Consider the following 26740-nt stretch of genomic DNA (forward strand, 5'->3'; position numbering starts at 1 on the left):
ATGGCTTCTCAACCGCATCCTGTAGCTTCATCTTCCCGTAGCGCCCAGGCGGGCTTCGGTGGTACCGCCCGCGCCTACGACCCGCAGGCCACGGCCCGCGCCGGGGTGGTGCTTCCGCCGTCTCCCCAGGTGCGCCTGGTGGCAGGGGAGGGCGCGGCCCCGTCGCGGCAGTGGGATTGCCAGTTGCCGCGTGAGGGGCGCTGGCGCGTGCGCGGGGTGGCGGGGTCCGGCGTGTCAAGCTTGCTTATTGACACGGTGATCCAGGCCCTGCGGGAGGGCGCCGACCCTGATGGAATCCTGGTGGTGGCCTCTTCGAAGGAATCCGGCGGCAAATTGCGCCGGGAGCTGGCGGCGCACCTGCAGGACTATGCGGCTAGTAATTCCATGGTGCGTTCCGTCCACTCCCTGGCCTTTGCGTTGTTGCGGCAGGCCGAGGAATCCGAAAGGGAGGCCGGAAGTGGTGAGGCTCTGCGCCTGATCACGGGTGCGGAGCAGGATGCGGTGATCCAGGAACTGCTTCAGGGCCACGCGGAGGCGGGCGGGGCCGGGTGGCCCGAATATATACGCCCGGCGTTGGGCTTTGTGGGCTTTGCCCGCCAATTGCGTGATTTCCTTTTGCGCTCGGTGGAGCGCGGTTTGGGCCCCGGGGATCTCATCGAGTTGGGGCAGCGCCATGCCCGGCCCATGTGGGTCAGCGCAGGGCATTTCCTGCGCGAGTATGAGGAAGTCATGGCGCTGTCCGGCATCAATTCCTACTCGGCCGCCGAGTTGGTGACCCAGGTGCTGCTGCGCCCGGGGCTGACGGCGGGGCACACGTGGCACACCATCGTCGTGGATGACGCGCAGCTGCTGACTCCCTCCTCTGGCACGTTGATCACCCGCTTGTCGGAAACCGCACGGCTGACCGTGGTGGCTGGCGATCCGGACCAGGCGGTGTTTGCCTTCCGCGGTGCAAACTCTGACTTCTTTGAGGAGTTCCCGGCCGACCACGAGCTGACGCTCGCTACGCCTCGCCGCTCCGGGGCGCCGGCGTGCATCAGCATCGTGGATTCCCGCGCGCAGCAGCGTGACGTGCTGGCTGACTCCGTGCGCCGCAGGCATTTGGATGATGGGGTCAACTGGCGGGACATCGCGGTCATCGTGCGTTCAAGCTCGGAGATCGGTGCGGTCCGCAGGACCTTGCTGGCGGCGGGCGTGCCCGTTCACATCAACCCCACGGACGTGGTGTTGGCCGAACAACGGCTGGTCTCCGCCATCCTCCTAGCCCTGCGAGCGGTGAATGGGGAGGTCACGGACGCGGAACTGGAAGAGCTCATCACCGGCCCGGTGGGCGGTGCGGACCCGGTGTCGCTGCGCCGCCTCATCCGCGGCCTGCGCCGCTTCGACCCGGCTACCCGGGGGATAACAACCCTGCGTGGGTTACTCGACGGGGACCTGCCCGATTTTCAGGGTTTGCTTGCCCCGCGCGAGCTGGCCATCCTGGAGCGGATCCGCGCCGTCATCCGCTCCGGGCGGGAGGCCGTGGCCGGCCGCGGTTCGGTGGAGGAAATCATCTGGGCCGTGTGGTCCGCCACCGGTCTGGCGGAGCGCCTCCAGGCGGCGGCACTACGCGGCGGCGCCACGGGTTCGCAGGCGGACCGCGACTTGGACGCCATGATGGCCTTTTTCGATGCCGCCGGGGACTTTGCCGAGCGCCGCCCGGGCGCGGGCATCGAGGCCTTCACGGCCTTCATCTTGGACCAGGAACTACCCACGGGCGTGCGCGACCGCCGCGCGGCCATGCCGCAAGCGGTATCGGTCCTTACGGCGCATGGCGCGGTGGGCTACGAGTTTGACACCGTGGTGGTCATCGGCGCTCAGGAGGGCGCGTGGCCAACGCTGAGCGAAACCGGCTCCTTGCTGGGCCAAGAGGATCTCATCGACCTGCTCGATGAGGGAATTAACCCCGACATTCCGGTCAGCCACGTGGCCCGGCGCCTGGAAGAAGAACGCCGCCTGTTCCACGTTGCCACCACCCGCCACACCGGGCGCCTGCACATCATCGCCGTCAACGCGCCGGAAGGCGACGAGGTGCTGGAGCCGTCCAGATTCATCGATGAATTCGCCCATGTCCGCGTCAACTATCCGGACAAGCTCGCCCGCGCCCGCGCCGCCGCGCGCTACGCCTCGCAGGCCTTGGGCCGCGAGCTGGGTCTTACGTTCCCCGAGCCGGAAGATGGTGGCCCTGACGGCGGCCGCGCGGAGGGACCTTCAGCCGCCCCGCCGGTCGCGCGAGAGTTGGATGACGAACTAGACCCGCTCAATGTGTCCGTGCTGTCCGTACCGGCGCTCGTCGCGCAGCTGCGCCGAGTGGTCTGTGTTGGCGAAGAAGCGGATGCTGAGCATTCCGCTGGGAGGGTCTATAGCGAGGAAGAAAAGCGCCAGGCCGCACGCCAATTGGCGCGCCTCGCCCAGGCCGGGGTACCAGGCGCTGATCCCAGCGGATGGTGGGGCGCGCGGTCTACGGCCGGCTCCCGGAGCCTGGATTCGCGGGGGCGCCTGTCCCCATCCAAGCTGGAGGCCCTGCTGGCCTGCCCGCTGCGCGCCGTGGTGGGCAACCTGAGCGAGGAGGAATCCACCCCCATAGCGCTTACCCGTGGCTCCATGGCGCACGCATTCCTGGAGGCCATAGGCAACGGCGCAGACCCAGAGACCGCCAAGTCGCTAACGATGGAGGCCTTTGCGGGCGTGCAAACCGCACCAACCTGGCAGCGGGAAACCGAACTCGAGGGATTCGAACGCCTCCTCGACCGCACGCGCGAGTGGATGGAATCCTCCCGCAGCGCCTTCGAATTGGTGGGCACCGAAGTCCCCGTCAAGGTGGAACTCGCCCCAGACGTGACCATCACCGGTTACATCGACCGGCTAGAGCGCACCCCAAGCAACGGCGAATACGTGGTAGTTGACCTCAAGACCGGTAGCACGGCGCCAAGCGCCGCCGATGCCCAGGCCAATATCCAGCTCGCCGCCTACCAGCTAGCCCTGTCGCGCGCCCAGATTTACCAACATCCCGCGACCGGACGCGTAAGCCTTATAACGGCAGTGGGTAAAAGCCCCGAGTCCACCTCCGGCCTGCCGCGCGGCGGCGGAGTCCTTGTGTACCCGGCCACCTCAGCGGTGAAAGTGACCACCCGCGAACAGGCCCCATGGGAGCAAGAGGAACTACAGGAATTCGCGGATAAGCTACCGGGGCTTGCCCGTCAGCTGCACGGGCCAACGCTAAAAGCCCAGCTCAATCCCGGATGTGATTCCTGCTCCATCCGCCATATCTGCCCGCTGCAACCCGAAGGAAGGATGACCACCGATGCCCGTTAATCGCGCCAAAGCCAACGCCGGTGCCGCGTCCGGCACGCAGGTTCCACACCTCCCGCCGGACTTCCTGGCCCGCGCCCTGGGCAAAAAATTCCCGCCCACGGAAGAACAGGCCACCGTTATCGACGGGGAATTTGGCCCCAAACTCGTAGTTGCCGGCGCCGGCGCCGGCAAAACGGAGACCATGGCCTCCCGCGTCGTCTCCCTCGTTGCCAACGGGCACGTGCGCCCCGAACAGGTTCTCGGCCTGACCTTTACGCGCAAGGCCGCACAGCAACTAGCCCAGCGCATACGCCATCAGCTCATCGCGCTGCGGGACACGGGCCTGTTCGCGCCGGGCGGCCCGGTGGCCCAGGGGCTGGAAACCATTGTGCCCACGGTCTCCACCTATGACTCTTTCGCCGGTGACCTGGTCCGTGAGTTTGGTCTGTTGGTCCCGGTGGAACCGTCGGCGCGCATCATCACGGAGGCGGAGCGCTTCGCCATCGCCCACGAGGTAGTGCTCAACTACGGCGGAACCCTCACGGCCAGCCAGTCAGTAAGCACCGTGACGGAGACGCTCCTGGCTCTTACCAATGCCATGGACAACGCGCTGGCCAACCCGGAAGACATCCGCGAGCATGCCCGCAACTTCCGCCTCGAGGCGGAGAACCTTGAACCCACGCGAAAAAATGGGCCGGCCTTTTCCAAGGAACTGGAAAAGTACCTAGCCATCCAACAGCTCAGGGTGGAATATCTGCCGCTTGTCGAGGCGCTAAAGGCGGAGCAAGCCGCCCGCAAGGTGGTCACGTTCGGTGAGCAAATGTCCATCGCTGCAACCCTGGCCGAACGCCACCCGCAGGTAGGGCAGGCGCTGCGCCAGCGTTTCTCCGTGGTCATGTTGGACGAATACCAAGACACCTCACACGCCCAACGCATTTTGCTGCGCAGCCTCTTTGGCAATGGCCCGCATGAGGGTTTGTCGGTGACTGCCGTGGGGGATCCCATGCAGGCAATCTACGGCTGGCGTGGCGCTACCGCGGAAAACCTCGCAGCCTTTGTGGAGGACTTTCCGCAAACAGACGGCAGCGACGCGCCGAAGGACCAGCTGACCACGTCCTGGCGTAACCCGGCCGGGGTATTAGAGATGGCGAATATCGTGGCGGGGGACGTCTTCGGCACCGGGCCACGACCGGTAGATGAACTGGCCCCACGCCCGGGTGCCGAGCGCGGTGACGTTAAGCTCGGGTACTTCGCCACGGCGGAAGAGGAACTCGAATTCGTCACCAGTCACCTGTCAGCCCTCTACCAAGAGAGCCTGGAGACGGGCAAGGGACTCAGCGCCGCCGTGCTGGTTAGGGCTAACCGCCACTCAGCGCAGATGGCCGCCTACCTGGAGGAAGCGGGCGTCCCGCATGAGATCGTGGGCCTGGGCGGGCTGCTGTGGGAACCGGAGGTGCAAGACGTGGTTGCCGTGGCCACCATGCTCATCAGGCCGGGGGACACGGACGCCGCCCTCCGCGTACTCAGCGGCCCCTTGTGCGGCATCGGTATCGCAGACATCATGGCGCTTAAGGCCCGTGCGGATAACCTAGCCGGGTCCATGCATCATGAGCCGCCGGCCGCAGGCCCCGAATCCGCGGGCACCGAATCCGAGGGCACCGTGCAACCGGGCCTAGGGGATCCCGCCCTGGACCACCTGGCTGAGCAGCTGGCAGAGCTCACGGCGGAGGGGCCGGATCAGGTGGTGGGCCTGACGGATGCGGTAGCGGACCTTGGCGAACGTGAACGCTACACCTCGGAGGGACTGGCGCGCATCGAGGAACTCTCGGCCCGCCTGCGCTACCTGCGCAGCTACAGCCTGGCCAAACCCCTTGCTGACCTATTCGCCGATATCGAGGCCGTGTTCAACGTGCGCACCGAATGCCTCGCCCGCGGGGGAGCCGTGGGCACCGCCCACCTGGACGCGTTGCTCGATACCGTGGCGGGCTACCACGGGGACAGCCTTGGCGGCCTCTTGGATTACTTCGCCCTCGCACGCGAGCGCGAAGACGGATTGGACCCGGGGGAGGTGCCGGCCGCCGCGGATCGCGTGCTGATTATGACGGCGCACAAGGCCAAGGGGCTGGAGTGGGAACACGTCTGCGTCCTCCATGCCGATTCAGCCACCTACAAGGCCCAGGCCAAAACGTTCATCACCACCGTTGAGCAAGCGCCGGGGGATGAAGATTACATTGAGCTTGACCCGGACGCCACCAAGCGCTCGGAGTTCGGCAAGGCCTGCAAGCGCTTCATCGAGCACAACCGCGAGCATAACGCGGAGGAGACCGCCCGCCTGTTCTACGTGGCGCTCACCCGCACGGAATCCACGCTCACCATCACCGGATCCGGCACTAATAACGCGAAGGGCGCCTCAAAGAAGGGGCCGTACCGCTACCTGGAGATGCTGGCGAAGAAGTACCCGGACTGCGTGGTGGAGTGGACTGTGCCCGAAAAGCCGGTGGAAGCGGTAGAGGCGGGGGAGGCCGGGGCGCAACCGGACAACTCCGCAGGGTTCCCGGCCCTGCAGGCCCATTCCTCGGCGCTACGCGGGGCAGCGCTGGTCTCCGCGGCCATGGGGGAGCTGCCCGAGCTGCGCGCCGGGGAGCAATTCCACCTGTGGGAACAGGATGCCTCCGCACTGATCGAGGAATACCGCCAGCTGCAATCCCCGGTCGTGGAGGTTGAGCTCAGCGCGGAGCTTACCGCCTCTGACGTGGTGGCCATCGGCACGGATCCGGTGGCGTATGCGCGCCGCCAGCGGCGCCCGGTTCCGTTCAAGCCCAACTCATACGCCAAACGCGGTACCGCGTTCCACTCCTGGCTTGAGGACCGCTTCGGCGGCAACGCGCTGCTGGGCATGGATGAATTGCCCGGCATCGATGAGGAGCCGGCCGCAGACCTTGAGGCCCTTAAAGAGGCATTCCTCGCCAGCCCATGGGCGGATAGGACCCCGGCCTTCGTGGAGGCCCCCTTCGAATTCAGCGTGGGCCGTGCGGTGCTTCGCGGGCGCATGGATGCGGTATTTAGGGAGACGGATGGCTCGTGGCTCATCGTCGACTGGAAGACCGGCCGCGCCCCCCAAGGGCGTGATTTGGCCAACGCCGAGCTGCAGTTGGCGGTCTACCGTGAAGCGTGGCGGCGCCTGCGGGCCGATGGGGCGCCGGTGCGTGCGGCGTTTCATTACGTATCGCAGGGCTACACGCTGGAGCCCCGGAGCCTGCCCAGCGGTGAGGATCTCCGCGGGCTTCTGGAGGCGGCGATTTCAGCAAATGCGCCAGAAAGCGGCTAAAGTTATCCGAATCTTTGGAGAAAGTACTCTCCGCAATATTTCCGCTAGCTAGGAGGAGACCGTGCCATCACGCGCAGTACGCATGCAAAGGCGCATCAAGCAGCGCTTTTTCTCCAGCGTGCAGCTGTCCTCATTGCCTGACTACGCATTGCTGGACGTTATTACGGTTCCGCGCCAGGAAAACAGCAGCCCGTGGTCCATGCTGGGGCGGCGCTTCGTGTGGGCGATGTTACTTGTGGTCTTCGTAACCATCGTGGTCTACATAGGCCAGGAGGGCTACAGCGAGGAGTTGACGTTCCTTGACGCCGCGTATTACGCCACGGTCTCCCTGACCACGGTGGGCTATGGCGATATTGTGCCGGTATCGCAGCAGGCTAGGTTTATTAACGTCGCGGTTGTCACCCCGGCCCGCCTGGCCTTCCTGTTCCTGTTGGTTGGCGCCACCCTTTCAGTGTTGACGGATAAAACCCGCCGCACGTATCAAATTCAGCAATGGAGGAAGAACTTGCGTAATCACACCGTAGTTATTGGTTACGGCACCAAGGGCGCGGGCGCGGTTGCCGCACTTCTTGCCGATGATGTCCCAGCGTCCCAGATCGTTGTCATTGACACGGACCGCTCGGCGCTGTCCAATGCAGAACACCATGGGCTGGTGACCATTTATGGGTCCGGCACAAAGGCCGACGTACTAAACATCGCGGGCGTATCACGCGCTAGCTCCGTGGTGGTCACCCCATCCACGGATGACACGGCCGTGCTGTGCACCCTCTCCGTGCGCGAGCTGGCGCCGGATGCCAAGATTGTGGCCTCCGTGCGTGAATCTGAGAACCGCCACTTGCTCCGCCAATCCGGCGCGGACTCCGTGGTCACCTCCGCTGAGACCGCGGGCCGCCTGCTGGGCCTTGCCACCGTCACCCCAACCGTGGTGGAGATGATGGAGGATCTTCTCTCTCCAAATGAGGGCTTTTCTGTTGCGGAGCGCCCCGTCAAGGAATTCGAGGTGGGGTCCAACCCGCGCCACTTGGCTGATATTGTGCTCGCCGTGCTCCGCAACAATGAGGTCCACCGGGTGGACACCAAGAATGCATCCGCGCTCAAGCCGGGTGACCGCTTGCTCTACATCAAGCACTCCATGGAAGACCCTGCCGAAGTCGAAGACTCAGAGGATTAGATAGGTTAGTGGGGTGAAGTTTCTCCCCGTTGACTCCCGCGGCCGCGTGCCAGTCGATGCGCACGGCCAGCCGCTGTACTGCGCTCAACCCATCGACCCGCCTGTTTGCCGGGACACCCTGGCATTGAATCGGGGCGAAGGCTCTGACCCCGGCGTTGTAGTGCGGGTTAGCAAGGACCCGGAGCTGTGGGCGTTTCTAGTCCCGGAGGGTGCGGAGTCCTCGCTGCCCGCGGCGGACTGGGTGGCTCCACGGGAATTCGCCGCACATGGCAAATACGCCTCGGCTACTGTCACCCGTGCCATCGCGCTCATCCGCTATCGTAGGCAGCACCTTTTTCATCCGCGTACCGGTGACACGCTTCAGTTCCCGGGCGCGGGGGTGGTGGGCCTCGGCGATGGCGGCGACCAGCTTTTCCCGCGACTGGATCCCGCCGTCATTGTCATGGTGAAGCATCCCGAACGGGAGGCAATCCTTTTGGGCCGCAACGCCCGCCGCCCGGATTTTTATTCCTTTGTAGCCGGCTACGTGGACCTGGGGGAGAGCCTAGAGGAGGCGTGCGCGCGCGAGGTGCGGGAAGAGGCGGGCTTAGAAATTGGTGATATCACCTATTGGGGGTCGGCGCCGTGGGCCCAATCCGGGTCGATTATGCTGGCCTTCCACGCGCGGGCCCGGCATGTCCGGTCCGTAGGCAATACTGATGGGGAACTAGTAGACGTGCGGTGGGTAACGAGGCAAGAGCTTCCCGAATTACCGTTGGCCCGCGAAGGCTCAATCGCCAGAGCAATGATGATGGAGTGGATCTTTCAGTGAATGACAAGTTGCAGGTCAATCTCAACGAGCTTGATGAGGACCAGCGCCGCGCCGCCTCCGCCCCGCGCGGTCCCGTGTGCATCCTGGCGGGCGCCGGGACGGGTAAGACCCGCACCATCACCTACCGCCTTGGGCACTTGGTGCAGCAGGGGTATGTCAATCCCAGGCAGGTGCTGGCCGTGACCTTTACCACCCGCGCGGCGGGTGAAATGCGTGACCGCCTCAACCACATGGGAGTCAGTGGGGTCCAGGCCCGCACGTTCCACTCCGCGGCCATGCGTCAGCTGAAGTACTTCTGGCCACAGATCGCCGGCAGCACGGAATGGCAGCTAGCCAATGAACGCTTTCCCATGGTGGCCAACGCCGTGCGCAGCGTGGGGTTGGAAAACAACGTGGACATGATCCGTGACGTGCTGGGCGAGATTGACTGGGCCAAGTCCTCGCTGGCCTCCCCGGCAGGTTATGAGGCCGCTCTGGCCAAAACCACGCGCAAGGCCCCAGCGGATCCGGCTAAGGTGGCCCAAGCGTATTACCAGTACGAACAGATGAAGTTGCGCGGCCCAGTGACCCTGCTGGATTTCAACGATTTGCTCATCCATGTGGCCGGCGCATTGGAAAATTCTCCGGGGGTGGCAGAGGAGTTCCGCCAGCAGTACCGGAGCTTCGTGGTTGATGAGTATCAGGATGTCACCCCACTGCAGCAGCGCGTATTGGACGCGTGGTTGGGGGAGCGTGATGATCTCACCGTGGTGGGGGACGCGAACCAGACCATTTACTCCTTCAACGGCGCAACCCCGGATTTCCTGCTGAACTTTTCAAGAAAGTACCCGCACGCCGCCGTGGTCAAGCTGCAGCGTGACTACCGCTCTACCCCTGAGGTGACCAACCTTGCCAATACCGTCATCTCCAAGGCGAAGGGGCGCGTGGCGGGCACCCGGCTAGAGCTGCAGGGTATGCGCCCTGCGGGTCCGGAGCCCTCGTTTGATGCCTATGAATCTGAAGAAATCGAAGCCAAGGAAGTAGCGGGCAAGGTTCTCACGCTGCTCAACCAGGGCGTGCCGGCCCGCGAGATAGCGGTGCTCTACCGCATCAACGCGCAGTCAGAGGCTTTCGAGCAGGCTCTGTCCGACGCAGGCGTTGTCTACCAGGTGCGTGGCGGCATTGGCTTTTTCTCCCGCGCGGAAATCGTCGAGGCGCTGAAACAGCTCTCCCGGGCCGCGCAGCGCACCGACCTGCCCAATGACCCGCTGCGGGTAACGAGGGCCGCCCTGGCGCCGCTGGGCTATTCCAGCCAGGAACCAGAGGGCGCACAGGCCCGTGAGCGTTGGCAGTCCCTGAAAGCGCTGGTGGACCTCGTTGAGATGTTGGTTAATGACATCGAAGGTATAGACCTGCGCGGCGTGGTGCAGGAGCTTTATCGCCGCGCGGAGGACCGCCAGAATCCCTCCGTCGATGGCGTCACCCTAGCCTCCCTCCATGCGGCCAAGGGCCTGGAGTGGGACGCGGTTTTCCTGGTGGGTCTCAATGAAAATATGCTTCCCATCACCCATGCCATCAAGTCGGGGGACCCGGAAAAGATCGAGGAAGAACGCCGATTGTTCTATGTGGGTATCACCCGCGCCCGTGTCCATCTGCACTGCTCCTGGTCGCTGGCTAAAACCACCGGTTCCAGGGCAACCCGCTCACGAACGCGTTTCCTGGACGGCGTTGTCCCCGACTTGCCGCAGGGTGATGCGTCCCCAAGCTCCAGGACCAAGCGCCCAAAGCGCTGCCGCGTCTGCAACGGACCACTGAACACCCCCGCGGAAAAGGTCCTTGCCCGGCATGAGACCTGCGAGGCGGACTTCGATGAAGACGTCTTCGAGGCGTTGCGCGCCTGGCGTCTGGACACCGCCAAGGAAAACAACGTTCCGGCGTACGTGGTCTTCAGCGACGCTACGCTGCTAGCCATCGCCGAGGCCTTGCCGGAGGACGAGTCCGAACTGACCAGTGTCTCAGGAGTGGGTCCCGCGAAGCTAGAGGCCTACGGAGCGGAGGTTCTCCACGTAGTCCGCAACCACCGCAGCTCCTAAGCTTCCAGGCACTCTGGACACAGGTGATGCTTACTAAAGATCCGCTGCTGGTCCTTGCCGTAGGGGTCTATCTCGTAGAGTTCGCCCGGCAAGTAGCGGCCGTTGCTTGCTCCCGGTGGACCGGGAATCCCTAGGATCCGGAAGGCAACTAGAGCGGCGTATCCCGCCATGATGTTCGTGGTGGCGACCTCCGGGGGAGTTGAGGTTTCGCCGGCCTGTTTGACCACCACGGGCCAGCATGGATCGCTATCGGCGCGGATCAGGTCGAAGCAGACGGGACATGGGCCCTCATGGTTGAGGTGGATGGGGCCAATCAATGCCCGGTTGTCCAAAGCGGAGACCTGCACCCACGATTCGGTGCCCGCACTGCGGAGCGCCCGGGCCAGCTCGATGGAGTGGCCTAGCTGGTCAAAGATGAAAACCGGCACTTGCGTATCGAGGCTGCTCAGGAAGTCAGCATGGGATTCGCCCGCGCCCGGGGCGTAGGCCTTGATCCCCTCCCGCGTGCAGAGTTCTTTAAAGCAGCGCGCAAGGCTACTGTTTCCAATGACGCCCAAAGACCGTTGCGGGCCCAGTGGGCGTATGGTTCCAAAGGCCAACAAGTCTTCGAATAAACTGGCCGCCGCCAATGGGTCCAGGCCGGTTGCCGCGCACCATTCCTCGCGGGTGGCTGGCATAGTCAATAGCTCAAGATTCGCCGCCAGCACTTTCGGGTTGGGTATCTCTATGACTCCCATGCGTGTGGCATCCAGGCCGAATTGAAGAGCGCGCTCATCGCGCACGTATACCCCTGTGCCCGGCGCGTATTCATACAGCGGCGCCGTGCGCGCCGCCTGATCGAACCGCTCCGCGTACGGATCAATAAGCAATGACATGTTGTCCCCGTTTCCCCGAATGGCCGCGGCCGCTTCCCAAGGCGGGCCGTGCCCTTACTTTATAAAAGTTGGTGAGAACCTTCAGGCCGCGAGGCCAGCTTTCTTAGGTTCTTAGTCACATATTGCACCACAGGTAAGATGCGTTGTCATGGAAAAACCTCAAAATTCTCATTCCAACGCGGCGGGCGGTCCGCCAGCACCCCAAGTACGGGTCATCCGCTCCGCCCGCCGAAAGCGCACGGTGCAGGCCCGGATGAGTGGGGGAGTACTTGAGGTCCGCATTCCCGGTTGGATGTCTCAAAAGGAAGAGGATGAGGCCGTCGCGGACATGGTGGCGCGGGTGCGGCGCAAGCATTCAGGCACCAGTCGCAGCGACGATGACCTGGTAAAGCGCGCCCACGAACTCAACAGGCGGGTTCTGGAGGGGCGCGCCACGGTGGGTTCTTTGAGGTGGGTAAGCAATCAGAAATCGCGGTGGGGAAGCTGCACGCTTTCAAGCGGTGACATCCGCATCTCGGATCGCCTGAAGAGCGTGCCGGATTACGTACTCGACGCGGTAATAGTCCACGAACTGACCCACACTTTTATCCCAGGCCATGGGGCTGAATTCTGGGAATGGGCGGATAGGGCTCCCCACTCGGAGCGTGCCAAGGGCTACCTCGAGGCCTATCAGCGCCACGGAGGGGCCTAAAACCGCCAACTCCGTTTATTTCCCGGTTTCGGCAACCCGGGAGATAAACGGAGTCACTATGCGTGGCCAGCGTGGGCTAGAGGGGGATTACTTGGACTCCCCGTTAGGCTTTTGCTCTGGGGCGTTTCCATCGTCGTTGCCAGAGTCATCTCCAGAATCCTTATCCTGTCCCTTCTCTGGGGACTTATCAGAAGATTCCTGGCCAGGAATCTTATCCTCGGCGGACGTGGACTCGCTGGAACCTGCTGCGTCGGGGTTGCGCAGCATTTCTTCGAGTTTCGCGAATTCCTCATCGAAGCCGGAGGTATCCGCGTCATCGAGCAGTGAATCAATGAAGGATGCCGGGTTGTCCACCTGCTCAGCGGTGGGCAGGAAGTCCGGGTGGTTCCATGCAGAATCGCGCTTGTCCACGCCAACGGCAACGGTGGTGCGGCGCCAGAGCTCGGCGGCCTGCTCAACCCGGATGTTGCCAATCTCAATGCCAACAACCTGGGAGAAGGCCTTATCGGCGGAGCCGCCGGTAGCCTGGCGCCGAGCCCAGGCCTCACGCATCTTCTGCGCGGAAGGAATGCGCTCACCCAGCGCCTCGGCAACCACAAAGTCAGTCCAGCCCTCGACGAGAGCCAGCAGGGTCTCAAGGCGGGACACTGCGCTTGCATTGCGGGAGGTCACGCGCGGAGAAAGGTCCATGCCCTGCAGTTTGGAGATCGCGTCCTGAATTGCCTGGGGGTCACCGGATTCGAGGTTGAGCTCGCGCGTGGCTTCCTCAATGTGGGAGGTGTCGATGACCAGGCCCATTGCGTATTCCTCTACGGAGGATACGAGGCGCTCAACAAGCCATGGCACATGCTCGAACAGGCGCTGGCGGGCGGCCTCACGCGCCGCAATGTAGACCAAAACCTCCTGCCCCGGAACATTGAGATCGCGCGCTATGGACTGGATATTGTGCGGGAGCAGGGCCGTGGTGCCAGCGGGGGAGACCGGAAGGCCGAAATCGCATCCGGTGAGCGCCTGCTTCGCCAAGTCACCCAGGGCGTGGCCGAGCTGCATGCCGTAATTCATGCCGGACATGGACGCCATCATGCTGGACAGCGGGCCCATCATCTCACGGGCTTCCTCCGGCATGGATTCCAGCTGCGCGTCATTCATGTGCTGGGCCACAGGGGTCACGAGGCGCTGCCACATTGGCATGGTCGCCTCCAGCCATTCCGAGGAATTCCACGCGGCAACCTTGCCGGAAACGCTCGGCAGGGAGGTGGCATCATCGAGCCACAGTTCGACCAAGCGCACAGACTCTTCAACGGCCCGCTTGTCCTCAGCGGTGACGGGCTTATCGCCCGAGATCTGCTGGCGGGCTATGCGCCCAGCCATCTCATAGTTAACTGGGCCGGAGCCCTGCGGGGAGTTCATGTCAGAGCCCATGCCGGAGAGCATTTGACCAAACTGGTTGAGCATATCGCCTAGGCCGCCGGCACCGCCGGCTCCAAAGCCAAAGGCACCGAACGGGTTCTGGTCGCGGCGATTGTTGTCATCATCGTCGTCATTGTTGCCGAAAGAGAAACCAAATCCGTTGTTCATGCTCACCAATATACGTACCTGCTTAGGGCTTTGACCACGTCAACTCAAACGCTATAAGCGAACACAGGTAGGCTTATGCCTCATGACCAACGCTGTACCAGAAGGTGAGTCCACCGGAAAGAACGTGGATGCCGTTATCGACGAACCTGCTGACCTGTCATCGGCCAAGGAACGCAAGAGCGGTAAAGGCACCGCGTCCCAGCGGCGCTACAAGACCCTCGCGCTGGGACTAATCCCCGTCGTGGTTCTCGGCGGGCTGCTCAGCATGGACTCCATCCCGGGGACCAATATCTCATTGACGGTGCCGTACGCGGCCGAAGGCCCAGGGCCAACCGTCGATACCTTGTCCCAGGTCGATGGCACGGACGTTGTGGAGGTCGTTGCCGATGATGTGGACACGCCGGAAGGCCAGCTCAACATGACCACGGTGTCAGTGACCACAAACATGACCTTGGGGCAGGTCCTCTACAAGTGGTTAAGCACGGATGACACCATCGTCCCGCTGTCTAACTACATGCGGCCGGACACCACCATGGAGGAGGTCGAAGAGGCCAATAAACAGGCCTTCGTCCAATCTGAATCCGCGGCAACCTATACCGCTATGGAGTACCTAGGGGTTCCGGTGAAAACAGTTGTGGCGGAGGTGCTCAAGGACTCGCCGGCCCGCACGGTCCTCGAGCGCGGTGACGTCATCACTGAAGTCAATGGCACTCCGGCCGCTGAGCCGGCAGAGATTCAGCGCCTTATCCAGACCCAGGCCCCGGGCGATGAGCTCACGCTCAAGATTGAAAGGGCTGAGCAGGAGAGGGAGGAAAAGCTAACCCTAGGGGAGCACCCTGAAGACGATTCCCTGGCTTTCCTAGGCGTCACCATGCTGGCGGAGCCCGATACGGATATTGAGGTTAACTACAACCTCCAGGATATCGGCGGGCCTTCGGCCGGAATGATGTTCACCCTAGCCGTAATCGACAAACTTTCGCCGGGTGACCTGAGCGGCGGCAACTTCGTTGCGGGCACGGGAACCATCGGCCTCGACGGGCAAGTGGGGCCCATCGGCGGCATCAAGCACAAGGTCCGGGCCTCGATGGATGCCGGTGCTGAGCTTTTCCTCGCGCCGGCCGATAACTGCCAGGAGGCAACCAGCCGCGACCATGGGGACATGGTAATTGCCAGCGTGCGCACCATCGATGATGCGATCAAGGCGATGGAAGATTTCGCCGCAGGCAAAGAAGTCACAACCTGCCCGGCTTCTTAAGCGCTGGAAAAGTCCCCGCGCCCGCGGCATAGAGGGGCGGGGACCGAAGAGGCTATTGGGGGGTTAAGTGAGGCCTAGTTCGGCCAGGCGCTCCTCGGGGTCGACCTGGTCCGTGGAAACCATTTGCTGAGCCACTAGGCCGTTGTCATTGTCCACTACGGTGAGAATGGCGGTACTGCCGAGCGTCGACCAGCCCACGACCCGCGAACCGCTGTCCTCAATCACATGGGAGGAGCGCAGCTCAGTAAGCACCTGGGTGGTCTGAGTGGCCTTGGTGTCAGAGTTATAGAATTGAAACTGACCCACCTCAGGGCCGGAACAATCGTAGGTGTCCTCAATGGCGGACGGATCGCAGCTGCTGAACTGGTCAAAAATCTCCCGGGGTAGCAGCGGGGAGAAGATCTCGTAGGCACTCGCTACGGATTCATCCATCCCCTCCTCCGATGCGTCTGTGGAAGTTTCCTCAGCATCAGACTCTTCAGAGCTGGTGGAACGGGAATTGGTTTCTGACGGCTCTGCGGCTTCGTCACCTCGGCTCGCCGTGGGATCAGAACTAGCTGATTGCCTAGACGGAACATCGCTATCTTCAGAGTTCGAAGCTTCCCGCGCGGCGGTGGCTTCCTTGGCTTCGGTCTGTGCCGCCGCGGTGTCAGCAGCAGGCGCTGGGGCGGGGGAATCCTCACCCGAAGAACCGCAGGCTACGAGGGTGCCGGCAAGCAACGCACAGGCAGAAGTTATGCTGACACGGCGAACTAGCTGTGGCATCTGCACTAAACGGGCTCCTCAACAAACAGGCGGTAATACAGGTGAGCGGCGACGCAAGGAGGTCTTCCGTAACGCCGAGCGTTACGGAAAACCTGCACGGGTGTCTAGTCTAACCCAAGTCTTCTGGATCTTGCTCCAAACCGTAGCGTAGAGCTGCTATAACGCCGGGGGCAACTTCCGGGCCGCCTCGAAGGTCAATGTCGTCTTGCGCAAACGGGCCGGCGGCTTCCAATTCCTCCTCGGTGGGGCGAAGCTGCAGCAGGGTGAGCTCGAGTCCTTGCTCCCGCAAGACGCCGGAGAACAAGCGCGCCGGGCGAGGGGAGTCATCTTCCGCACTGGTGTCGCGGAACATGATTTCCTGCGCCAGGATGACTCCAGCAACCTCTGCCGGCCACGCCAGGCGCGAAACGTACTCAGCAAGCTGCTCGGAGCCGGGCTCGATATTCTCCGGAAGGTTATCTTGCACAATCAACGTGAGCTGGGAATCGTCCTCCAGCTCCAGTTCTGCGAGTTGATCCGCCACCAGCATGGATGGCACCAGGGCAAATAGGGTCGGGGAGGCGTCCCAGCCTTCGCCGTGGATAAACTCCACGGCCTCAAGCATCGCTTTATTCAAAGACTGCTGGGAGAAGTTGGGGGAACTCATGTGCATCCTTATTCGTTAATCTTTTGGCTCTTCTTTAAGCTGGAAGCACTATAACCCGTTTTATTCGAACAATATTGATTGGAGCTGGCGTTGGTCTCAGGTCTAACCCAACCCACTGCCCCTATGAAACGCCCACCAAAGGCGCTGACATGGATTATCGCGGCGGTTGCGCTGTTGATGTTTATTGGCCCCATGTTGGTGGGCCTGTACACGGACTGGAAGTGGTTCGGTGCAATTGACTATCGCGGTGTGTTCACCACCACCGTGGTCGCGCGCATCGTCTTGTTTTTCGTTGGTCTTTTAGTAACCGTCGCCGTGATGCTGCTTGCCGGATACTTTGTCTGGCGCGGGCGCCCCGAGCCTACCGATGTTGGCGACTTGAACTCCCCGGTCCAGCAGTACCGCGAGTCTATCGAAGCTACGGTTCGTTCTGCGATGAAGTTCCTGCCAATCATCATTGGCATCTTCGCCGGTTTCATTCTGCAGTCCAGCTGGCGCAGCATCATGCTGTTTCTCAACAGCCAGGAGTTCGGGGTCACGGATCCCCAGTTCGGCAAGGACTTAGGCTTCTACGCATTTCAGCTGCCGGTCATCCGCCTCGTAGTTGATTCCTTCGCGATGCTGGCCGCCTTGGCGTTCATCCTCGCGATCGTAGGCCACTACATCCTTGGCGGGATTCGCCTAGGAAATCAGGCAGCCGGCATCAAAGGAAAGGTATCCAAGCCCGCCCGCGTGCAGCTAGCGGTAACGGCTGGCCTGTGGATGCTCCTGCAGGTCATCAATTTCTGGCTTGACCGCTACGAGCTGCTCTACACCCGCAATGACCTGTTCACCGGCGCGTCCTACACGGATATCAACGCGCAGCTTCCTGCCAAAATCATCTTGATGGTTATCGGCGTATTCGTGGTTATCGCCTTCTTCATGGCGATCGTCATCAAGGACCTGCGCATTCCGGGTCTGGCCGTAGTGCTTATGCTCGTGAGCTCCATCGCCATTGGCACGGTGTGGCCGCTTCTGATGGAGCAGTTCTCCGTCCAGCCCAACCGCCAGGCCAAGGAAGCGGAGTCTATCCAACGCAATATCGAGTCGACCCGCTACGCGTTTGGGTTGACCGACGATAAGGTCACCTACGTTGAGAACTGGGGCGCCAACGGCGCATCGGATGAAGACGTGGCGGCGGATGAGGCCACCATCTCCAACCTGCGCTTGCTGGACCCGGACATCTTGGCACCGACCTTTACCCAGATGCAGCAGCTGCGTAACTTCTATGGTTTCCCGGAGACCTTGGCCATGGACCGCTACGAGGTCGATGGCGAAATGCGTGACTTCGTGGTTGCCGCGCGCGAGATGGATCCCAATGCGCTTCAGGAAAATCAGCTGAACTGGATCAACCGCCACACGGTTTACACCCACGGCAATGGCTTTATTGCCGCGCAAGCCAACACGGTTGACGAGGTAGCCCGGGACGCCGGTTCCACTCGTGGCGGTTTCCCAATCTTTACCCGCTCCGACCTTCAGGGGCTCGCGGGCGAGGATGAGACTGAGGGTGAGACCCTCGACGCCGAGAAGGAGCTGGGTATCCGCGTTGACCAGCCGCGCATCTACTACGGGCCGGTAATCGCAGCCACCTCTCCCGATTTGGATTACGCCATCGTTGGCCGCACCGGTGAGGAGCCAGTGGAGTATGACACCGATACAAGCACCTACACCTATGAGGGTGACGGCGGCGTGGCCATCGGCAATATCTTTGACCGCACCGCCTACGCCCTGAAGTACCGCGAGATTAACCTGCTGCTGTCCGACCGTGTGGGTGAGGAATCCAAGATCCTCTACGACCGTGACCCGCGCCAGCGCGTGCAGGAAGTGGCCCCGTGGTTGACCACCGATTCCCAGACCTACCCAGCGGTAGTTGATGGCCGCATCAAGTGGATTGTGGATGGCTACACCACGCTGGATTCCCTGCCCTATGCTCAGCGCACCTCTCTGACAGAGACCACTCAGGACGCGCTGAACCCGGACGGCACCACCCAGCGCCTGATCAGCGACGAGGTGGGGTACATCCGTAACTCCGTCAAGGCGGTCGTGGACGCCTATGATGGTTCCGTTACCCTGTACGAGTTTGACACCCAGGACCCAGTGCTCAAGGCGTGGCAGGGCGTATTCCCGGGCGTGGTTAAGCCCGAGTCTGAAATCTCCGATGAGCTCCGCGCCCACCTGCGCTATCCGGAAGACCTGTTCAAGGTTCAGCGCAATCTGTTGGCCCGCTACCACGTTTCGGATCCGGGCGTGTTCTTTAACAATGACGCGTTCTGGTCTATCCCCGGTGATCCAACGTCCTCTGAGGCCTCTGGTGAGGCTTTGGATCAGCCACCGTATTACGTAGTGGCCGCGGACCCTGAGACCAACGAGCCTTCGTTCCAGCTGATTACCACCTTCCGTGGCCTGCGCCGCGAGTTCCTGTCCGCGCACATGTCCGTGTCTTCCGATCCGGATAACTATGGCCAAATCACCGTTCGCGTCTTGCCAACGGATACCCAAACCCTGGGTCCAAAGCAGGCGCAGGATGCGATGATGTCTTCAGACCAGGTTGCTCGCGACCGCACGCTGTGGGAGGGCACTAACACGCTGCATAACGGCAACTTGCTGGCCCTGCCGGTGGGTGATGGAGAAATCCTCTACATCGAGCCGATTTACTCCCAGCGCTCGCAGCAGGAATCCGCGTATCCTAAGCTGCTTCGCGTCCTCGTGTCCTACAAGGGTCGCGTGGGTTACGCACCGTCCGTCTCAGAGGCCCTGCAGCAGGTAGGCATCGATCCCAAGGCCGCGCAGGAGATTGAGGTAGTGCCGGGCGATGGTTCGGACGCGCCGGAGGATGCTGCCCAGGATCAAGCGGCGCCCGAGGATGACGCACCTGCGGCCGACGACTCCTCGGAGGAGTCTGCAACCCCTGCCCCGGCTGCAAGCCAGGACGAGACGGTCCAGGCCATTAACGACGCGCTGCGTGGGCTGGAGGAAGCACGCGACGGCACCAACGAGGAATACGGCCGCGCTCTGGATGAGCTGGACGCAGCGGTTCGTGCCTACCAAGACCTTTAAGGTTAAAAAGGCGCCCGCTAATTGCGGCTAAGCCTCTCAAGGCCCCGCCCAAACCCCGGTTGTACTGGGGATTTGGGTGGGGCTGCACCTTTATGTATAGTTACAGGAGTCGCCAACACGGCGAGATGATAGGAAGTATCATCCGACGCGGGGTGGAGCAGCTCGGTAGCTCGCTGGGCTCATAACCCAGAGGTCGTAGGTTCGAATCCTGCCCCCGCTACCAACTTCCAGGCCCTGACCAGTGGAAACACCGGTCAGGGCCTTTTCGTTGTGCTACTCGGTTTTGAAACTGGCGGCTTGACAGACTAAGGGCCAGGAAGAGCATTTTCATCCGTCAACTCCGTACAGGAATTTCCTGGATATTAGGTGCAGTAGGCCTTCGACGATTAGATAGAATCTTCGTTATGCAAGCACCTACCGTATCCCGTACTCCTCAGCAGCGACGCGCTGCGGCAGAATCCTTCAGCGCTACGTGGGAGGGGAGGGGGTACGAAAAAGGCGATACTGCAACTTTCTGGAACCAGTTGCTTACAGAAGTAGTCTGTCTGGAGGATGTGGTCACTAACGTTCGCTACGAAGAGCGTGCCTATTCAGGTGGCTACATCGATGTAGTCATTGCAGAAGCAAGGACCATCGTTGAGCAAAAGGCCCTTGGAGTCTCGCTGGATAAACCAGAGCTGCGTCAGGGCCAGATGGTTACTCCATTCCAGCAGGCCTTGAGCTACGCGAATTCCCTGCCTAACTCACAACGCCCAGACTTCATTATCGTCTCTAACTTTGAGACGTTCCGGATCCACAATCTTGATGTGGCAAAACCAGACGAGAATTACGTGGAGTTTGCCCTCGCCGAGCTTGCTGCTCAGCTGCACCTTCTTGACTTCCTAACTGATCCTCAGCGTGCACGAGCAAAGCGTGAGGAAAAAGCCTCCATGGAAGCCGGTCAGCTCATCGGTAAGCTTTATTCGAAACTCCGCGACCAGTACCAATTCCCCGATTCTACTGCGAGCCAGCATTCGCTCAATGTGCTTTGTGTACGTTTGGTCTTTTGCCTTTTCGCCGAGGACGCAGGACTTTTTGGCAAGGATGCGCTTTATAACTACCTACATGGCATGCCAGCCAATGTGGTACGTGGTCGGCTTAAGGAACTCTTCGAGGTTCTCGATACTCCTGTAGAGCAGCGTACCGATCCTTACATGGATCCACAGTTAAAGGCATTCCCTTACGTCAATGGTGGATTGTTCCGTCCCGGAGACAATCAGGAGATTCCTCCCTTTACCGATGACATTCTGGAGTTGCTGTTAGAAGAGGTTTCCAGGGATACAAACTGGGCAGAGATTTCTCCAACCATCTTCGGCGGCGTATTCGAGTCCACGCTAAATCCTGAAATCCGTGCCCAGGGCGGTATGCATTACACCACCCCAAACAACATCCATAAGGTCATTGACCCGCTTTTTCTCGACGACCTGAAAGATGAGTTGGCGGAAATAGTTGATGCAGAGGGGTTAACTCCTCGTAAGCGCAACAAGCTATTGGAAAAATTCCATGACAAGATTGCATCGCTGACGTTCTTTGATCCGGCTTGTGGGTCCGGCAACTTCTTGACGGAGACGTATATCCAGCTGCGTCGTCTGGAAAACAAGGTTCTTTCCATTCTCTATGGTGGACAGACCCAGTTGGGTTTCGAGATGACAAACCCCTTGAAGGTTTCGCTGAACCAGTTCTACGGAATTGAAATCAATGACTTTGCGGTTTCGGTGGCATCCACCGCTCTCTGGATTGCCCAGTTGCAGGCTAACGTTGAAGCTCAGTCGATAATCACGCAGGAAATCGAAGATTTACCGTTGCATGATGCTGCCAATATTCTTCATGGGAATGCGCTTAAGGTTGATTGGAAGACTGTGATTGCCCCTACGGTCTGCAACTACATCATTGGCAATCCGCCGTTCTTGGGTGCCCGTAACCAATCCAAAGAACAAAAAGCAGAGCTTAAAGACGTATTCCCAGCGGGCACTCGTAACGTTGGCGATATCGATTACGTTGCTGGATGGTTCATTAAAGCCGCCGAATTCATGGGTGACCACGATGTACGCACCGCGTTTGTTGCAACCAACTCCGTGGTACAAGGCGTGCAAGTCGCAAATATCTGGTACCCGATCATGAACATGGGCTTCCAAATCAATTTTGCCCATGACACTTTTCGTTGGGTCACCGATGCCAATGATGGGGCTCATGTCTTCTGCGTTATCGTCGGGTTCTCAAAGCAGAATGATTTAGTACGGCTGTTTCACTACGATCATCCCGATGCTCGGCCAGAGCTGCAGCACCCGAATCGCCTCAATGCTTATTTGGCTGACGGGCCTGACGTCTTTATTTGGAATCGCAGTAAACCTATCTCGAATGTGCCAGAAATGGCGATTGGCAATAAGCCGATTGACGGCGGGCAATATATTTTCACGACCGAAGAGAAAGAAGCCTTTGTAGCGCAGGAACCGAAAGCGGTAAATTTCTTTAAAGAATTTATTGGTTCGCGAGAATTAATCAACGGCACGAAACGCTGGATTCTCTGGCTAGGAGAGGCTACGTCTGACGATTTTAAAAAAATGCCGCTCGCTCGAGAGCGCGTCAAAGCGGTCCAAGAATATCGCTTAGCGAGTAAGAGCGTTCCAACTCAGAAACTTGCTAATAAACCCACGCGCTTTCATGTCGAGAACATGCCAGATGGCGAATCGATTGTGATTCCTGAAGTTACGACATCCCGCCGCAAGTACCTTCCAATTGGGCTGATCCCACCAGGGGTACTTGCTTCGAATCTTGTGAAGCTTATCCCCAATGCATCGAGATTCCATTTTGGTGTACTCAATTCGCAATTTCATCATGCCTGGATGCGAGTAGTTGCAGGACGTTTAGGCAACGGTTATCGCTATTCTAGTGGTGTGGTTTACAACAACTTCGTGTTCCCTCAGCCAACGGATGCTCAGCGGCTTGAGATTGAGCGTTGTGCTCAAGCGGTGCTCGATGCTCGTGCGGAATATGAAGGAGCAACCCTTGCTGACCTCTACGACCCGGATAACAACTTCCTCTATCCAACTCTGGTCAGGGCTCACCAGGAGCTAGACAAGTCGGTCGAAGCTGCCTATGGGGTTGAATTCTCTCATTTGGATGACGCGGAGCGTGAGCAGGAGATTGTTGCCCACTTGTTTAGGCTCTACGCTGAAGCAATCGAACTGGAAAATAAGTAGTAGAAGCTGAGGCCGGTTTACTTTACCAGGAGGGTAAAACTCCGTGGGCCGGGCCTGCTGTGGTAGACACTATTGGCGTCTAGCCCGCATGAGAGGATTCACTGGAGAGCCTATAAGAGTCCGTATAGCAGGCTTGGGATTATGCTAGATCACTGTCGCCTATCGGCGTAATGGAAGGGGCTGAAGGGCGCGACAGTCCCAGACGCGGTGGTTGGTATGTTGGCTACGCCGGGTCTGTTGGCGTAGCTTTAGTTGAAGATACAGGGGCATCATCGTTGCGGAGGGTTACCTTATCGATCATGCTTGGGTCGTTGGCGTTGTAGGTGGTAAACGTCAGTTCGTCGCTGGAGACGTCCACGCGCATGTAATCCTCGGTGTAATCCTGGCGCCAGAAGGCGGTGGAGTCATGCTCTAGGGATTTATCGATGTGTTCGTAGCGGGCGTTGGGGTATTCCTTGCCGTTTGCATCGGCGAAGTCATAGAACTTGCCGCCGCCGGCGGAGGTGGTGGTGATGTAGAGGACCTCGCCTTCTTGCGGGGAAAGTGCATCGCCGCGCTGGGGTGCGGCCTCGGGCTCAACCGGGGTGAGACCATTCATTAGGTGCGTGCGGGTATAGATATGGTCATGGCCGGAAAGCACCGCGTCCACGCCCAATTCAGACATCACCGGGGCTAGGGACTCGCGGAGTGCCGTAACGTCGCGGTCGAGGTAGTGATCGCCCTGGGAGAAGAATGAGTGGTGCATGCCCACAATCACCCAGTCATTATCGGCGGCGTGCGCGGCGACCGTATCGCGCAGGAACCGCTCATGGGCGGCGATGTCCGCGGCAGAGGACGCCGTGGTATTTAGGCCGATAAAAAGGACGTTGTTGCGCTCAAAGAAGAAGTCCCTGTTGGCCTGGGCGTTAGGGTTGATGAAGTGTTCGTCATAATGCGCCAATTCCAGGGCGGAGGCGTAGGTCTCATGGTTGCCCGGCAGCGCGTTGATGGGCACGCGGCGAAGCTCGGGCGCGGAAAAGAAGCGTTCATATTGGCCGGTCGGTGCGCCCCAGCCCTCAACTTGGTCGCCAAGGGACCAGATCATCTCCGCATCGGGCACGTCGGCAATAGCGTTGCCAATGGTGCTCCGCCACTGCTCAGCCTGTTCGTTAAGGCCCAAGTTGACGCCAATCTGAGCGTCGGCGACGGTGACGAAGGACCACTCGGAATCGAAGTTGCCGGTGCGGTAGGTCTCCGGCGCAGACCAACCCCCTTCATCGGAGCCCACACGGTAGGTGTATTCCGTATCGGGCTTGAGGCCAGTGGCGGTGGCGAACTGGGATTTGTACAGGATTTTGCCCGCATCCTTTTCCTGGGCGGGGAAGACGGTCGTGGTGCCGTCGGCCGCAGTGAGCTCTAGAACCTCTGGCGCCGAGGTGGCAGACGTGCGCCAGGTGGCAATCAGCTGGGTTTCATCCTGGCCGGGCTGAATGGCAGCGCGGTAGATGGGCGCGGCCTGGGCCACCGCGGTGCCGGGGGTGCTAATTCCACCGCCTACGGTCAACACGGCGGCGGTGGCGGCAGCGGCAAGTTTTACTGAAGAGCGCATGGGTCCCTTTTCTCAAAGCGTCGTTGAACTGCAACTCGAACAGGAAACCATTACTTTGTGAACTAACAGTTAACTCCAATAGAACTCTTCTATGATTGGAGTTTAAATAGGCGTATTCGCGAAGCGAGGCCCCAGCGGCCGCGTTATGTTGCCAGTCATGGTTAACATCGCTGACATCTCACTCGACCGCCGCACCGCTTTGAGCTGGGGCGCGGCCGGCGCCGCAGCCGCAGGATTGTCCGCCACCGGTGTCGCCCACGCCCAACTCAGCAGCGGCCGCACGGCGCAGCAGCCTAGCAAGTACCAGCCCATCGACGCCGAGCTGCCCTTCCTGCACGGCGTTGCTTCGGGCGACCCGCTCCCCAGTTCCGTGGTGCTGTGGACGCGGGTGACCCCGGACCGCGACGCGCTGCCGGGATCCGGGTTGGGCGTTGACGTCCGGGTGCGGTGGGAGATTGCGCGTGATCCAGATTTCGCCGACGTGGTGGCCTCCGGCGAGGCGGTGGCCAGCGCAGCCCACGACCACACCGTGCACGTAGATCCGCACGGCTTGGAGGCGGCGACGGTCTACTACTACCGCTTTACCGTAGCTGACGGGTCCCATGCGGGGGCCACGTCCCCTGTGGGGCGCACCAAAACCGCCCCGGCCGCCGACGCGGAGGTTGAACAGGTAAACTTCGCGATCGCCTCCTGCGCCAATTGGGAGTCCGGCTATTTTGCGGCGTACAAGGACATGGCGGCCCAAGGGCAGGCGGATGCGTTCGATTGTGTAGTCTTCCTTGGCGATTACATCTACGAGTACGGCACCGGCGAATACGTTGGCAAAAGTGGTGTGGTTCGCCCGCACCATCCCAGCTGGGAGATTGTCACCGTAGAGGATTACCGCATGCGCTACGGCCGCTACCGCACGGATGCACACCTGCAGGCGGCCCATGCGGCGGCCCCGTGGGTGGTTATCTGGGATGACCACGAGACCGCCAATAACTCCTGGCGGCACGGCGCGGAAAACCATACGGACGGATACGCAGAGGGGACGTGGCCGGTGCGGTTCAACGCGGCCATGCAGGCGTACTACGAGTGGATGCCGTTGCGCCAGACCCGCCCGTCCAAGGAGGGGCACCTCTACCGCAACATGCGCTTTGGCACGTTGGTGGAGCTGACCATGATGGACCTGCGATCCTATCGCGACGCTGAGACCACCCTGGCCCGCTACTCGGCACCAGACCGCACCATGATGGGCTCGGAGCAGTACCAATGGCTAGAGCGCACGGTAACCAATTCCCAGGCGCGCTGGATGGTAATGGGCAATTCCGTCATGATGGCGCCGATGCGCCTTTTGACCATCCCGGGCAACCCTGACGCTGACGCCGCCCTCCAGCACGTCAAGGCCACCACCTCCGGCTTTCCCCTCAATTCGGATCAGTGGGACGGCTACACCGCGGACCGTGACCGCTTGCTTACACTTTTGGCCCAGCGTGGTGGGCGGAACCTGTTCCTCACCGGCGATATCCACAGCGAGTGGGCAAACAGCATCTTCCACCAGGGCAAGGAGGTGGCGTGTGAAATGGTGACCACGTCCATTTCCGCCCCCAACATTGACGATTTGCTCACCCAGTACACCGGCATCCCGCACAATGAAGATAATCCCACCACCATTCTCGTGGAGAACACCCTGCGCGGGGCCAATCCATGGGTCCGCCACGTGGATTTCGACGCGCACGGCTACGGCATCGCTCGCATCAGCTCAGACAGGGTGGACATGGAGTTTCGCCGCGTGAGCTCCTTGGCGGACAACAATGCCTCGGTGGCCCCCGCGGTGAGCGTGTCCTGGGCGCCGGGCAGCGGATTCGGTAGTTAGCGCCTTTATGGCAATGGTAAATCCCGCAAGCCGGTGGGTCCGGCGGGATTCATGCCACAACCACCGTGGTTTATGGAGGGCCGGGTGGTCGCGCGGGCAAGGCACATGTCAAGCAATCATGATCTATCTCAGGCGTAAACCTCGGGCATGGAAGGGGCGCGCAAACTCATCCACGACAAGCCGGAGTTGGTCCGTCAACACCCTGGCACCGCCCCATACCGTCGCGGTAATTTTGGACGCTACCGCCGGGCCTGGCCCCGCAATATTGGCCCCAAGGCAGCCCCTTCGGTAATCGAAGGAAAATGCCGGCTATTTACAAGCTCAATTGGCCTCCACGCCGTGCCCATTGTTACGGGCGTGCGAGATAAGGCCGCCCTGACCGCCCCCTTTATCGGAGGCAATCGCCTGGAATTGGATTCCAGCATTCCTCAAGG

15 protein-coding genes and 1 tRNA gene are annotated in these 26740 nt (G+C 60.9%); 11 read left to right on the forward strand and 5 right to left on the reverse strand.

Annotated features, from left to right (window positions below; all coding sequences use genetic code 11):
- From CENDO_RS02955 to CENDO_RS02975, 5 genes are all read left to right on the forward strand, one after another.
- Window positions 1-3354 carry an ATP-dependent DNA helicase gene (locus CENDO_RS02955; protein ID WP_136140710.1) on the forward strand — a complete coding sequence of 1118 codons (3354 nt, stop codon included), beginning with the start codon at window positions 1-3 and terminating at the stop codon, window positions 3352-3354.
- Entirely contained in the window at window positions 3344-6661 is a 3318-nt protein-coding gene (locus CENDO_RS02960) for an ATP-dependent helicase (RefSeq protein ID WP_136140711.1), read from the forward strand. The genes CENDO_RS02955 and CENDO_RS02960 overlap by 11 nt, the downstream gene beginning before the upstream one ends.
- Before the next feature lie 82 nt (window positions 6662-6743).
- The gene (locus CENDO_RS02965; RefSeq protein ID WP_136142115.1) at window positions 6744-7832 is read left to right on the forward strand and encodes a potassium channel family protein; all 1089 of its coding nucleotides are present in this window, start codon (window positions 6744-6746) and stop codon (window positions 7830-7832) included.
- 13 nt (window positions 7833-7845) lie between these two features.
- A complete protein-coding gene (locus CENDO_RS02970) occupies window positions 7846-8643 on the forward strand; it encodes an NAD(+) diphosphatase (RefSeq protein ID WP_136140712.1) in 798 nt (265 codons plus the stop codon).
- Window positions 8640-10715 carry an ATP-dependent helicase gene (locus tag CENDO_RS02975; protein ID WP_281276146.1) on the forward strand — a complete coding sequence of 692 codons (2076 nt, stop codon included), beginning with the start codon at window positions 8640-8642 and terminating at the stop codon, window positions 10713-10715. Before CENDO_RS02970 ends, CENDO_RS02975 begins: the two co-directional genes overlap by 4 nt.
- Here the strand turns inward: CENDO_RS02975 and CENDO_RS02980 are convergent.
- Complete coding sequence (locus CENDO_RS02980) at window positions 10712-11590, reverse strand: hypothetical protein (protein ID WP_136140713.1); 879 nt, start codon at window positions 11588-11590, stop codon at window positions 10712-10714. The genes CENDO_RS02975 and CENDO_RS02980 overlap by 4 nt on opposite strands.
- Window positions 11591-11738: 148 nt before the next feature.
- On the opposite strand from CENDO_RS02980, the gene CENDO_RS02985 reads away from it, so the two are divergent.
- A complete protein-coding gene (locus CENDO_RS02985) occupies window positions 11739-12281 on the forward strand; it encodes a M48 family metallopeptidase (protein WP_136140714.1) in 543 nt (180 codons plus the stop codon).
- 87 nt (window positions 12282-12368) lie between these two features.
- Here CENDO_RS02985 and CENDO_RS02990 read toward each other — a convergent pair whose 3' ends face one another.
- Window positions 12369-13859, reverse strand: coding sequence for a zinc-dependent metalloprotease (locus CENDO_RS02990; protein WP_136140715.1), 1491 nt, complete (start codon window positions 13857-13859; stop codon window positions 12369-12371).
- An 82-nt stretch (window positions 13860-13941) separates the two neighbouring features.
- Here CENDO_RS02990 and CENDO_RS02995 point away from each other — a divergent pair, with 82 nt between their 5' ends.
- Window positions 13942-15114, forward strand: a complete 1173-nt coding sequence (locus tag CENDO_RS02995; RefSeq protein WP_136140716.1) for a YlbL family protein — start codon at window positions 13942-13944, stop codon at window positions 15112-15114.
- A 63-nt stretch (window positions 15115-15177) separates the two neighbouring features.
- Here CENDO_RS02995 and CENDO_RS03000 read toward each other — a convergent pair whose 3' ends face one another.
- Together CENDO_RS03000 and CENDO_RS03005 are read right to left on the reverse strand one after the other, a co-directional pair.
- Window positions 15178-15879, reverse strand: a complete 702-nt coding sequence (locus CENDO_RS03000) for a beta-N-acetylglucosaminidase (RefSeq protein WP_136142117.1) — start codon at window positions 15877-15879, stop codon at window positions 15178-15180.
- A gap of 109 nt (window positions 15880-15988) precedes the next feature.
- Complete coding sequence (locus CENDO_RS03005; RefSeq protein ID WP_136140717.1) at window positions 15989-16525, reverse strand: PPA1309 family protein; 537 nt, start codon at window positions 16523-16525, stop codon at window positions 15989-15991.
- 123 nt (window positions 16526-16648) lie between these two features.
- Between CENDO_RS03005 and CENDO_RS03010 the strand changes: the two genes are divergently transcribed.
- The 3 genes from CENDO_RS03010 (at window position 16649) to CENDO_RS03020 (ending at window position 22860) form a co-directional block, all read left to right on the forward strand.
- Window positions 16649-19621 carry a UPF0182 family protein gene (locus CENDO_RS03010; protein ID WP_136140718.1) on the forward strand — a complete coding sequence of 991 codons (2973 nt, stop codon included), beginning with the start codon at window positions 16649-16651 and terminating at the stop codon, window positions 19619-19621.
- Between the two features lie 146 nt (window positions 19622-19767).
- Window positions 19768-19844: transfer RNA gene (locus CENDO_RS03015), tRNA-Met, on the forward strand.
- A 181-nt stretch (window positions 19845-20025) separates the two neighbouring features.
- On the forward strand, window positions 20026-22860 hold the full coding sequence (locus tag CENDO_RS03020; protein ID WP_136140719.1) for a class I SAM-dependent DNA methyltransferase: 2835 nt from the start codon (window positions 20026-20028) through the stop codon (window positions 22858-22860).
- A 223-nt stretch (window positions 22861-23083) separates the two neighbouring features.
- On the opposite strand, the gene CENDO_RS03025 is transcribed toward CENDO_RS03020, so the two are convergent.
- Entirely contained in the window at window positions 23084-24448 is a 1365-nt protein-coding gene (locus tag CENDO_RS03025) for a purple acid phosphatase family protein (RefSeq protein ID WP_136140720.1), read from the reverse strand.
- Between the two features lie 157 nt (window positions 24449-24605).
- Here CENDO_RS03025 and CENDO_RS03030 point away from each other — a divergent pair, with 157 nt between their 5' ends.
- Complete coding sequence (locus tag CENDO_RS03030) at window positions 24606-26306, forward strand: alkaline phosphatase D family protein (protein ID WP_136140721.1); 1701 nt, start codon at window positions 24606-24608, stop codon at window positions 26304-26306.
- The last annotated feature ends 434 nt before the right edge of the window (window positions 26307-26740 follow it).

Origin of the sequence: Corynebacterium endometrii, from assembly GCF_004795735.1 — a bacterium.
GTDB lineage: Bacteria > Actinomycetota > Actinomycetes > Mycobacteriales > Mycobacteriaceae > Corynebacterium > Corynebacterium endometrii.